The following is an 11,517-nucleotide window of genomic DNA, read 5'->3' on the forward strand; positions in this document are numbered from 1 at the left end:
ACGCCAAGCTGCGCTGCCTCATGACCACTTTTGCCCCGCTCCAGAACGATACATTCCTGCGCGCCTGCATGCGCCAGGCTACGGACTACACGCCCTTGTGGCTGATGCGCCAAGCCGGGCGTTACCTGCCGGAATACTGCGCCACCCGTGCCAAGGCAGGCAGCTTCATGGGGCTGGCCACCAACACCGACTACGCAACCGAAGTAACGCTGCAGCCGCTGGAACGCTACCCACTGGATGCCGCCATCCTGTTCAGTGACATCCTGACCGTGCCCGATGCCATGGGTCTGGGCCTGTCCTTCGCGCAGGGCGAAGGCCCGCGTTTTGCCACCGCTGTGCGCGATGAAGCCGCCGTCGCCAAGCTGGAAGTGCCGGACATGGACAAGCTGCGCTATGTGTTCGATGCCGTCACCTCCATCCGCAAGGCACTCAATGGCCGTGTTCCCCTGATCGGCTTCTCCGGCAGCCCCTGGACACTGGCCTGCTACATGGTCGAAGGCAAGGGCTCGGACGATTACCGTCTGGTCAAGACCATGCTGTACAGCCGCCCGGACCTGATGCACCGCATGCTGGCGGTGAATGCCGATGCCGTGGCCACCTACCTGAATGCCCAGATTGACGCCGGCGCCCAGGCCGTGATGGTTTTTGACAGCTGGGGCGGTGTGCTAGCCGATGGTGCGTTCCAGGACTTCTCACTGGCCTATACCAAGCGGGTGCTGGCGCAGCTCAAGCGTGTCGGCGTGGACGGTAAGGTGGTGCCGCGCATTGTGTTCACCAAGGGCGGTGGCCTGTGGCTGAAAGACATGGCACCACTCGACTGCGAAGTGCTGGGCCTGGACTGGACAGTCAATCTGGGTATTGCACGTGCCCTGGTGGGCGGAACCGAGAACGGCCCTGGCAAAGCACTGCAAGGCAATATCGACCCGAATGTGCTGTTCGCACCGCCCGTGCAAATCGCTACCGAAGTGGCACGCGTGCTCGACAGCTTTGGCACACCGTATCAGGGCACGGGCACCGGACCCACGCACATTTTCAACCTCGGCCATGGCATCAGCCAGTACACGCCGCCCGAAAACGTTGCAGCACTGGTCGAAGCCGTGCACAGCCACTCAAAAGTGCAGCGACGGTAATTTCTATACCACGTTTTTGGCACCTTGCAAGCGACCGCATCACTACTTATGCACAAAATGAGGGATGCGGCACAGCAGCAAATCGGAAACGGTGCATATTGCGCTACAAACTCCATAGCGCGTGTAAGTTGTTGATTTGTAAGGATTTAAAACTTTGCTTTTTTTCTGGGCATTCCGGCGAAAGCCTTGATTTACAAGGCGTTGACAGGTGTCGGTCCAAGATATGAACAAAGTTATCCACAGAAACTCTGAACTACTCACAAATGGTTTGTAAATCAAGCACTTAGCCTTCCTTCCTCAGAATTACATCAACTAAACACCCCAACTGAGCACCCAGCTGCGAACGTTCCAGTACCGGTTTCACCCGCCCTCACTCCATGACCACCTGGCTCTGCGTACTCGTTCAGACCCCCGCGCATTCCGCCCTGGGGCCGGTGCTGACCTACCGCAACCCGCAACCGTTGCCGAGTGGCACGCTGGTGCGGGTGCCGCTGGGTACACGCGAGACCTTGGGCCTGGTCTGGGAACCGAGTGCGGCAGATGCCACCGGCGAGATCGACCCGGACAAGGTGCGTGACATCGCTGACGTGCTGGAAGGTATAGCGCCTTTGGGCACGCCATGGCAGCAGTTGGTGACATTTGCCGCCCAGTACTACCAGCGTTCGGTTGGTGAAGTGGCGTTGGCGGCCCTGCCACCGCAGTTGCGGGACCTCTCGCCCCAGCAGATGCAGCGTCGGCTCAAGCGCAAGAAATCCACCGATGCAATGCCTGCCGCGATGCAAACGGCGCAAACGCTGAGCCCCGAACAGGCCGAAGTGGTGGAGCAGATCCGCCAGCAACCCGGACCGTTTCTGCTGTTTGGCGCCACCGGCAGCGGCAAGACCGAGGTGTACCTGCACTGCGTACAGACCTTGCTGGCACAGGACCCGCATGCCCAGGCGCTGGTCATGGTGCCGGAAATCAACCTCACGCCACAGTTGGAAGCGCGCTTCCTGGCCCGCTTCGCGCCCCTGTATGGCGAACAGGCGGTGGTCTCCCTGCACAGCGGCATGACCAACCCGCAGCGCCTGAAAAGCTGGCTGGCGGCACACAGCGGCTGCGCGCGCATCGTGCTGGGCACGCGCATGGCCGTTTTCGCCTCCCTGCCGGCCCTGCGCCTGATCGTGGTGGACGAAGAGCATGATCCCAGCTACAAGAGCAGCGAAGGTGCACGCTATTCGGCGCGCGACCTGGCGGTGTACCGGGGCAAGCTGGAGGGCGCGAAGGTCATCCTGGGTTCAGCCACCCCGTCATTGGAGAGCTGGTACCACAGCCGCCCGGCTGACCAGGGCGGTCGCTACCAGCGGCTACATATGCCCAGCCGCATAGGCGCCGAAGAAGGCACTTCGGTGTTACCTGCGGCACCCGATGTTTCACCCCCCAGCGTGCAGAGCCTGGCCACCGCCGCGCGCCAGGCCATGCGGCTGCAGTCGGGCACCCCCGCAGGCTTGCCCCTGGTGCGGCGTGTGGATATGAACCACCAGCCCCGCAGGGCCGTGTTTTCCACACCGCTGCTGGAAGCCATCAAGGAGCGGGTGGCGCGCGGCGAACAGTGCATGGTGTTCCTGAACCGGCGCGGCTATGCACCGGTGCTGCACTGTGCCGATTGCGGCTGGAAGAGCGAGTGCCCGCATTGCTCGACCTTCCGGGTCTTCCACAAAATAGACCGCACCCTGCGCTGCCACCACTGCGGCTTTACCGAGCGCGTGCCACGCGCCTGCCCGGCCTGCGGCAATCTGGACATAGAGCCCATGGGACGTGGCACCGAGCAGCTGGAAGAGCAACTCGCCGAACTGCTGGCCGATGTGCGGCGCCCGGGGACCGCCAGCGCGGAGCACCCGCAGGGTGAGCCGCTGCGCATTGCCCGTATTGATGCCGACAGCACCCGCCTGAAGGGTGCCTTGGAAGAACAACTGGCCGCCGTCCATGCCGGTGACGTGGATGTGCTGGTGGGCACCCAGATGATTGCCAAGGGCCATGACTTCCGCCGCATCACGCTGGTGGCAGCGGTCAACCCCGATGGCGCCTTGTTCTCCAGCGACTTTCGTGCGCCCGAGCGCCTGTTCAGCCTGCTGATGCAGGCCGCAGGCCGTGCCGGACGCGACGCGGCATTGGGTGAAAGCAGCGAAGTCTGGATACAGACATTCCAACCGGCGCACCCGCTTTATGCTGCACTCAAGGCGCACGACTACCCGGCCTTTGCCGATCAGCAACTGCTGGAACGGGAACAGGCCGGCATGCCACCTTTCAGCGCGCAGGCGCTGGTGCGGGCGGAAGCCCGCACGCAGGAGGCGGCACAAGCCTTTCTGAACCTGGCGCGCATGTCGGCTTTGGAGGACATGGCACAGTGGCCGGGTTGGGCTCCCATCCTGGAGCAGGTGTCGGTGTACCCGGCCGTCCCCATGGCGATCCAGCGCGTAGCCAACATCGAGCGTGCCCAGATGCTGGTGGAAAGCCCCTCGCGCTCGGCCCTGCAGAAGTTCCTGGCGGCATGGCACGACGTGCTGCATGCCAGCCGCTCTGCGCCGGAATGCAAGGGCCTGATCCGCTGGGCGGTGGATGTGGACCCGTTGGCGATCTAGCCCCAGCTGACAGAAGTTAGCGCACGCTCAGCAGAGCGACGGCACCAGAGAATGTGAAGAAGGCCGCCACTGTGGAAGCCAGGATGATGCGGGCGATGCGTCCACTGTCGGCACCGTAACGCTCGGCCAGAAGCACCACATTGCTGGCACTGGGCAGGGCTGCCAGCAATACCAGCACCTTGAGTGCAAAAGGATGGAGCGCAATGCCCAAGGCAATGGCAGCCGACCCCACACCCCAGACCAGCGCCGGGTGGACAAACAACTTGAGGGCGGCGACGGGCAGATAGGCTTGCCAAGGTACGGCGTGTGTCCGGTCGGTTGCCGACAGTATCTGAGACCGCGCCAAAACAGCACCAATGGTGAACAACGCGACCGGTGAGGCTGCATCGGCCAGCAAGCCCAAGGTCTTGCCTACGGGTTGCGGCAACTCCCAATGCAACCAGGAAACACAGGCACCGGCAAAAATGGCCCAGGGCAAGGGATTGGCAGCCACACCCCGCAAGGCCTTGGCCGCCGCCTCCGCGGCGCTTGCATGGGGTGCTCCATCCGACACATGCAGCCCCAAGCGTGAGAGGGCAATACACAGGCTGGAGGTGACCACCATGTCCACAACCAGGGACACGATGACCGGTGTGGCGGCCGCCTGCCCCAGCTGGGCCACCAGCAAGGGCACGCCCATGAACCCGGTATTCGGGAAAGCAGCCACCAGTGCGCCAAAGGCGGCATCGTTCCAGCCGGTGCGCCCGCGCCGGGTCAGCCAAAGGCAAAGCGACACCATCAGCAAGGCGCACAGAAGGTAGGTCAACGCCAACTGAGGTGCCAGCAGCTCAGCCAGCGGAGCGGACGCGCCAAACCGGTACAACATGCAAGGCAGCGCAAAGAACAGCACAAAGCTGTTCAGGCCGGGAATCGCCGAGAGCGCCAGCATCCTGCAGCGCGCAGCCAGGTAGCCACAGGCGACCAGGGCAAAAAAGGGAAAGGTGATCGTCAGAATGGCCAGCACCGCGCCATTGTCAACGTGATCGCACGGCGCCCCGCAATCCCGGGTCGTGCGCGCGACAGGTGGCAGGCCGTTAAGATCAGCCCTCGCCTTTTGTTTGCCCACCTGTCCCCGTCCGCTCCCTCTATGTCTGCAGCCTCCCCATCCGGAATGAATATCGCCCAGCAAGAGGCCGTGAACTATCTGCACGGCCCCTGTCTGGTGCTGGCCGGTGCGGGGTCGGGCAAGACCCGCGTGATCACGCACAAGATTGCCCGGCTGATCCAGATGGGCATGGCGCCCAAGCGCATAGCCGCCATCACCTTCACCAACAAGGCCGCGGCCGAAATGCGGGAACGTGCCAAGGGCCTGATCGGCAAGCAGGCCAAGGAAGTGGTGGTTTCCACCTTCCACTCGCTGGGCGTGCGCATGCTGCGCCAGGATGGCACGGTGATGGGCCTCAAACCCAACTTCTCCATTCTGGACACGGACGACATCACCAGCATCCTCAAGGACGCCGGCGGCACCACCGACGCCGCTACGGCGCGCCAGTGGCAGTGGACCATCAGCGGCTGGAAGAGCGCCGGCCTGAACGCAGCCCAGGCCCTGGCGCAGGCGGCCAACGAGGAAGAGCGCGTGGCTGCCATCGTGATGGCGCGCTTTGAGGAGCGCCTGATCGCCTACCAGAGCGTGGACTTTGACGACCTGATCAGCCTGCCACTCAAGCTGCTGCAGAACCATCCCGAAGTGCGCCAGCGCTGGCAGGCCCAGATGGGCCATGTGCTGGTGGATGAATATCAGGACACCAACGCCACGCAGTACGAAATGCTCAAGCTGCTGGTTGGAGAGAACCCGCGGGACGCGCGCTTCACCGCAGTGGGCGACGACGACCAATCTATTTATGGCTGGCGTGGCGCCACCCTGGACAACCTGAAGAAGCTGCCGGTGGACTTCCCGACGCTCAAGGTCATCAAGCTGGAGCAGAACTACCGCTCCACCAGTGCCATCCTGCGCGCGGCCAACAATGTGATCGGCCCCAACCCCAAGCTCTTTCCCAAGAACCTGTGGAGCGACCTGGGCGAAGGCGAACCGGTGCGGGTAGTGGACGCCGACAGCGAAGAACACGAAGCCGAGCGCGCGGTGGCCCGCATCCAGAGCCTGCGCGCCGAGGGCACCTTGGCCCAGGCGGGCGCGCAGTACCGCGAGTTCCGCGACTTTGCCGTGCTGTACCGCGCCAATCACCAAGCCAAACCGTTCGAAAAAGCGCTGCGCAAGGCCAACATCCCCTACAAGGTCTCCGGGGGGCAGAGCTTTTTTGACCGCGCCGAAATCCGCGACCTGTGTGCCTGGTTCCGCCTGTGGGCCAACAACGACGACGACCCGGCGTTCGTGCGTGCCGTCACCACGCCCAAACGCGGCATAGGGCACCAGACCCTGGGCACCCTGGGCACCTTTGCCAACCAGTACAAGATCAGCCTGTTCGAGGCGTTGTTTTCCTCCTCGCTGGGCTCGGTGCTGAGCGGCAAGGCACTGGGCAGCCTGCACGAGTTCGGCCGCTATGTGAATGACCTGCAGTTCCGCGCCCGCCATACCGAAGGCGCTGAAAACGCCGGCGTGTTCCTGGCCGAATGGCTCAAGGAGATCGGCTACGAGCAGCACCTGTATGACGGCGAAGACAGCGAGAAGCTGGCGGCCTCCAAATGGGCCAATGTGACCGAATTCTGCGAATGGATGGCCCAGCGCTGCGGCGGCCAGGTGGAGGGCGTGGCGGGGGTGGATGAGCGTGAAATCAAGAACCTGCTGGAGGTCTCTCAGACCATTGCACTGCTCTCCACCATCAGCGAGCGCGAGAAGGACCAGAACGTGGTGACCCTGTCGACCCTGCACGCGTCCAAAGGCCTGGAGTGGCCCCACGTGATGCTGGTGGGCGTGAACGAAGGCGTGCTGCCTTTCAAGCTCAATGAAGACGCCAACGGCGATGGCAAGCGTAGCGCCGAGGCCGTTAATGAGGATCTGGCGAGCCGCTTGCAGGAAGAGCGGCGCCTGATGTATGTGGGCATCACGCGCGCCCAACGCAGTCTGGCCGTGAGCTGGACCCGGCGACGCAAGAAGGGACGCGAGCTTGTCGCCGCATTGCCGAGCCGGTTCATTGCCGAGATGGCACTTGACCAGGCCACGGTGAAGGAAGATCCGCGCGAGAAACTGCGGGCGCTACGCGCCGAGTTCGCACTCAAGGCACAGGCATCGGCTGCGGCAGCCGCCACCAACCGCTAAGTCAATGGAAAGGGCTTAGATGGACAGGCCCAGACCACCGCTGGGTGTGTCGGGCGGACCAAACTCGGAGTCATGCAGGTCAGAGAGTGCCAGCATGGCTTGCACCGCTTCCTGGTTGAAGCCGACGCGGGCGTGTCCCATGCCGTCGCCACCGGACATGATTAGCTTGTTGATGTAGACGCTGCATTCCTTGTAGCCCCACAGGGTGCGTATCGTGTTGGCAATGCGCTTGTGGTGCAGTTCCACCACGGCCAGGGCGGCTTCCTTGCGCTGATCCAGCGTCATCTCCTCCAGGGGGATCGGTTTGGTGGGCGCATCGGCAATTGCGCTTGCAGGGGGCGCCTGCACGGGTGCAGGTGCGCTTGCCTGCGGCGCCGCTTTGGAGGCTACGGGTTGAGGTGATGGTGTTGATGCCGACGCCGGAGGGGTCTGCTGTTCCGCAACTGCACTGTCCCACATACCCCAAGCCGTATCCGGATCATCTTCGATGACCTCTATACCACGCGTGACCTTCGCCTCTTGGGTTGGCGAGTCGTCAGACTTGTCGCGCTTGCCAAAAAACCTGCTGAGCATGTGAGACTTTCTTGAAATTAGCGAAATGTTACCGCACTACGAACCGTTTGTTCCATTGAATTGTGTACAACAGCTCAACGCAAAATGACTTCCACACGGCGATTGCGCTGTTCCCTGGTGTTGTCCGGCGTGGCCACTTCCAGCATCTTCTTGCCAGCCGACTCTTCGGATATGGCTTCCACCTTGAGCCCCAAGGTGATCAGTTGCTGGACGACAAAATGGGCGCGCTTACGGCCCAACAACTCGTTCGCCTTTTCTGAACCCGAAGTGTCCGTGTGACCGATCACCGACACGTCCAGGCCCGGATGGGCTGCCGCTCGCTCGATGATTTTGGAGAGCAAGGCCGTGGACTCCGTAGTCAGCACATCGCTGCCTCGCTGGAAATACAGAACAAATCGCTCCGGCGCCTTGGGCAGAGCCGCCATTACCGCTCCGAAATCCCGTTTCAGCTGCTCATCACTCACTGCAAAGGCTGCGCCACCACCATCGGCTTTGACACCCTGCTGCGCATCCTGAAGCACTTGCTTGCCGCCCTTGCCTTCGACAATGACCTTGCCCACCACGTTGTCGCGGTCCGGCAATAGCACCACGTAGGATCCGGTAGGCTTTTCGGGTTTGCCGAAGTTCAATCCAGCCTTGATGTTTGCCACCGTGTCGACGGCAGTCTCCACGCCTTTGCACATGGCGTTCACGTCCGTCTTGTCCTGTTCATCAGACTCCTTGTTGCCTGGCATGTCGGCACGTGCCGCGCCCACGGTGTTGATGAGTTGGCCCATGGCTGCCAGTGTGCGTGCCTGCGCCGCTGCCTGATCGTGGCGGGCGATGGTGTACGAACGGGAGGCCTGGAAAAATTCGTTTTGGGTGTCCAGCAAATCGAGCAAGGTGCGCTGACCAATTTCAAACTGCTGGCGGTAGGCCTCGCGCGTCTTTTCACTGGCAAGCCGGTGCCGGTCCTCGTAGTCCAGCTTCTCGCTCAGGCTACGCACATCACTGTAAGCCAGCGAAAGCACTTGACGTACGTCACGGCAGGCTTTGTTCTGCAGATCCCGCGCCTGATCGGAGTTGAAAGTAGCCATCTTTTCATTGGCCCTGTCCGCCCCACCTTTGAACAGGTTGTAGGTCAGCGCCACGGCCGCGCCCATCGCCCTGTTTTCGCCGGCAACCGAGTTGTTGTTGCCACTGGTGGCGTAACCCTGTAGATCCACACGCGGCATGTACCCCGCCTTGGCGGAGGCGATTGCGATTTGGCTGGCCCGCGCATTTTGAAGCGCGGCCAGCAAGGTCGGACTGTTCTGAATGCCATCTCGCATCAGAGCTTCAGCGCTGGCAGGCATCGTGCCGAGCTTGAAGGGCTCTGCCAACGCGGGCAGATTGCGCGGCGGGACCTCGCCTACAACACGCAAGTAACGGGCGCTGACGTCGTGCAAGTTGGTCAATTCGGTCAACAGATTCGACTCGGCTTGCGCCACTCGCCCCGTAGCCTGCTCCAGGTCCACGCGACGCCCTACCCCCGCGTTCACACGCTCCTCGACCAAATTGGCCGATTGCTTGTGATCCACGTAATTCTGTGTTGCCAGCTCAACCAGCTCACGGTAACGCACCACATCGGCATAGGCCTTGACGGCCTCCAGCGCGGTGTTTTCTGCGGTCTCCAGCAACTCGTAATACCGGGTGCGTTTGGCCGCAGTCAGGCGGTGCACTTCGTTGGAAGTGAAAAAGCCGTCAAACAGAATCTGATTGACCGTGAGCTTGGCAGAACTGGTGTCGTAATTGGTGCTGGGCACAGTTGGGGTGGTGCGGTTCTCGGGGCCGGCAGAGGCAGAGAAGTCCACTTGCGGCAAGAAACCGGCCTTTGCAATATCGCGCAGGCTGTCGGCCACAGCAAAGGCAGCCAGCTTGGCCTGTACCTCTGGGTTGCTACCAACTGCTTTTTTCACCGCCAGCACCATCGGTTCAGGAAGGGTCGCTAGTTTGGCTTCGGAAGCCGACTGAGCCCAACCCGGTTGCGCAGTGAGCACACATACGACAAACGATGAGATTACAAATTTCTGGTGCACGATGATATTTATTGTTCGTTGAATTTCAGTGTGCCCCCAAGAGCGCAACCCACACTGTCAGATGGCCCGAATATAGGGCCTGCCCCGGTGGTTGGCAATGCGTTATGTGGTACGGGCGTGAAGGGATTGCACAGACAGGACATCATGGCAGCTTGAGCCATGATGTCCTAATGTTGGAGCGGGATAAGAGGCTCGAACTCTCGACCTATACCTTGGCAAGGTATCGCTCTACCAACTGAGCTAATCCCGCATAAGCGACCATTTTTGTGGTCAGATGAAATCCCATCTTCGCGATGGAAATTCCAATTGATGGCTTCGGGCTGTATCAATGTACAACTCAAGGTTTTTTCTCTTTTGAAGAGAACCCTGTTACCCGAAGCAAGTCTTCTATTGTACACCGACAACGACCTCTCCAGCCCCAATACGAGCTTCTTACTCAGTACTTGAAGGGAACGGTATTGGTCGGAGCAGACTGCATGACGTTGGGGGCGCTGTTCACGTTGGAGTTTTTCTGCGCTCTGTCCTGCTCCACTTTATTCGCAAGATCCCTATTCACCCTAGACTGCTGGTCTTGCGCAGCACGCGCTACTTGCTCCTGCGCCAAGCGTCTGGCTTCAACCTCATCGGCCAGTGCCTTGTCGCGGGCAACCTTGGCGTCGTGCTCGGCCTTTTGCTGCGTCATCTCGGCGTCTGACGGCGCATTGATGTTCAACTTGGACAGCCTGCCTTGGCATTCCTTGTCCGAGAACACGACAATCCCAGTCGCATCCATACATTTGTAGACGGCACGCTCCTGCGCCTGACCGCCTGTCCCCGCAAGCATTACGAATACAAGCGCAGGAATGAATGCCAGCCCTCTCAACTGTCTTGTCATTTGATTGGCCCCTGAAAGAATGAAATCACCCCCGACACTTTCATGATAGTTCGGGCTACAGCTTATTCAATTGGTAAATTGCGGCACGGGTACCGGGGCAAATCATGAAGATCACACACCAGACGTAGAAACGCCCCGGTATCCAAAAGGGTACTGGGGCGCGTCGTTATTGGTGGCCTGGGGCGGAATCGAACCACCGACACAAGGATTTTCAATCCTCTGCTCTACCGACTGAGCTACCGGGCCGAGCCTTGAATTATAGCATCAACTTTTCGCAACTTCGGCAGACAGGCGTTCGGCTCAGGCTGCCTGGCGTTTGCCTCGGGTAAGGTCCACGCCCAACTGCTTGAGCTTGCGGTACAGATGGGTACGCTCCAGGCCGGTTTTTTCAGCAACCCGAGTCATGGAACCATTTTCACGCGCAAGGTGATACTCGAAATAGGCCTTTTCGAATTCATCACGTGCTTCGCGCAGCGGCTTGTCCAACAAAAAGCTCTGGTTGGGTTGTGGGCCGGCCTCTACTCCGTTTGCAAGTGCCTGGGCAGAAGCGTCCACTGATTCGGCCAGGACAAGCTCTTTGGAGGGCACTTCAGGTTGGGCGGCCTTTCGAAGATTGCCACGCGTCAAACCTTGCTCCACTGCCTTGAGCAGCTTCTGCATGGTGATGGGTTTTTCCAAAAAGGCCAAGGCGCCGATCTTTGTAGCTTCGACCGCCGTGTCTATGGTTGCATGACCGCTCATCATGATGACAGGCATGTTCAGCAAACCGGATGCCGACCACTCCTTGAGCAGGGTGACGCCGTCCGTATCGGGCATCCAGATGTCCAGCAGAACCAGATCCGGTCGCTCGCGCACACGGGCTGAACGGGCCTGTGCCGCGTTCTCGGCAAGTTCAACCTGATGCCCTTCGTCGTTGAGGATTTCCCAGAGCAGGTCCCGGATTCCATGCTCGTCATCGACCACCAAAATGTTTGCCATCGTGTCCGCGAATTCCTTGGAGTATGTCTAA

At 60.9% G+C, this 11,517-nt stretch carries 8 protein-coding genes and 2 tRNA genes; 3 read left to right on the forward strand and 7 right to left on the reverse strand.

All coding sequences use genetic code 11. The features are described 5' to 3' along the window. The first annotated feature begins 20 nt into the window (after nucleotides 1-20). Both hemE and priA read left to right on the forward strand, forming a co-directional pair. Nucleotides 21-1,130 (forward strand): uroporphyrinogen decarboxylase, encoded by a 1,110-nt coding sequence (gene hemE / locus AAGF34_RS02415; protein ID WP_342619043.1) that lies wholly within the window; start codon nucleotides 21-23, stop codon nucleotides 1,128-1,130. Between the two features lie 377 nt (nucleotides 1,131-1,507). Continuing rightward, nucleotides 1,508-3,751: a primosomal protein N' gene (priA, locus tag AAGF34_RS02420; protein ID WP_342619044.1), complete on the forward strand. Its 2,244-nt coding sequence runs from the start codon at nucleotides 1,508-1,510 to the stop codon at nucleotides 3,749-3,751. A gap of 16 nt (nucleotides 3,752-3,767) precedes the next feature. Here priA and AAGF34_RS02425 read toward each other — a convergent pair whose 3' ends face one another. Beyond that, nucleotides 3,768-4,754 carry an AEC family transporter gene (locus AAGF34_RS02425; protein ID WP_342619045.1) on the reverse strand — a complete coding sequence of 329 codons (987 nt, stop codon included), beginning with the start codon at nucleotides 4,752-4,754 and terminating at the stop codon, nucleotides 3,768-3,770. 147 nt (nucleotides 4,755-4,901) lie between these two features. Between AAGF34_RS02425 and AAGF34_RS02430 the strand changes: the two genes are divergently transcribed. Then, complete coding sequence (locus AAGF34_RS02430) at nucleotides 4,902-7,004, forward strand: UvrD-helicase domain-containing protein (protein ID WP_342619046.1); 2,103 nt, start codon at nucleotides 4,902-4,904, stop codon at nucleotides 7,002-7,004. Between the two features lie 15 nt (nucleotides 7,005-7,019). On the opposite strand, the gene AAGF34_RS02435 is transcribed toward AAGF34_RS02430, so the two are convergent. The 6 genes from AAGF34_RS02435 to AAGF34_RS02460 form a co-directional block, all read right to left on the reverse strand. After that, nucleotides 7,020-7,577 (reverse strand): hypothetical protein, encoded by a 558-nt coding sequence (locus tag AAGF34_RS02435; RefSeq protein WP_342619047.1) that lies wholly within the window; start codon nucleotides 7,575-7,577, stop codon nucleotides 7,020-7,022. 74 nt (nucleotides 7,578-7,651) lie between these two features. Continuing rightward, nucleotides 7,652-9,514 (reverse strand): TolC family outer membrane protein, encoded by a 1,863-nt coding sequence (locus AAGF34_RS02440; RefSeq protein ID WP_342619048.1) that lies wholly within the window; start codon nucleotides 9,512-9,514, stop codon nucleotides 7,652-7,654. Nucleotides 9,515-9,808: 294 nt separating this feature from the next. Further along, nucleotides 9,809-9,884 (reverse strand) — tRNA-Gly (locus AAGF34_RS02445). A 186-nt stretch (nucleotides 9,885-10,070) separates the two neighbouring features. Next, nucleotides 10,071-10,508: a hypothetical protein gene (locus AAGF34_RS02450; protein ID WP_342619049.1), complete on the reverse strand. Its 438-nt coding sequence runs from the start codon at nucleotides 10,506-10,508 to the stop codon at nucleotides 10,071-10,073. 170 nt (nucleotides 10,509-10,678) lie between these two features. Then, nucleotides 10,679-10,754: transfer RNA gene (locus tag AAGF34_RS02455), tRNA-Phe, on the reverse strand. Nucleotides 10,755-10,808: 54 nt separating this feature from the next. Then, complete coding sequence (locus tag AAGF34_RS02460; protein WP_342619050.1) at nucleotides 10,809-11,486, reverse strand: response regulator; 678 nt, start codon at nucleotides 11,484-11,486, stop codon at nucleotides 10,809-10,811. Between the last annotated feature and the right edge of the window lie 31 nt (nucleotides 11,487-11,517).

This window comes from Rhodoferax sp. GW822-FHT02A01 (assembly GCF_038784515.1).
GTDB lineage: Bacteria > Pseudomonadota > Gammaproteobacteria > Burkholderiales > Burkholderiaceae_C > Allorhodoferax.

What these genes read in the sequence shown, in the direction of transcription:
- hemE (WP_342619043.1), top strand. Translation starts at nt 21, where the DNA reads ATGACCACTTTTGCCCCGCTCCAGAACGATACATTCCTGCGCGCCTGC.
- AAGF34_RS02430 (WP_342619046.1), top strand. Translation starts at nt 4,902, where the DNA reads ATGAATATCGCCCAGCAAGAGGCCGTGAACTATCTGCACGGCCCCTGT.
- AAGF34_RS02435 (WP_342619047.1), bottom strand. Translation starts at nt 7,577, where the DNA reads ATGCTCAGCAGGTTTTTTGGCAAGCGCGACAAGTCTGACGACTCGCCA.
- AAGF34_RS02450 (WP_342619049.1), bottom strand. Translation starts at nt 10,508, where the DNA reads ATGACAAGACAGTTGAGAGGGCTGGCATTCATTCCTGCGCTTGTATTC.
- priA (WP_342619044.1), top strand. Translation starts at nt 1,508, where the DNA reads ATGACCACCTGGCTCTGCGTACTCGTTCAGACCCCCGCGCATTCCGCC.
- AAGF34_RS02460 (WP_342619050.1), bottom strand. Translation starts at nt 11,486, where the DNA reads ATGGCAAACATTTTGGTGGTCGATGACGAGCATGGAATCCGGGACCTG.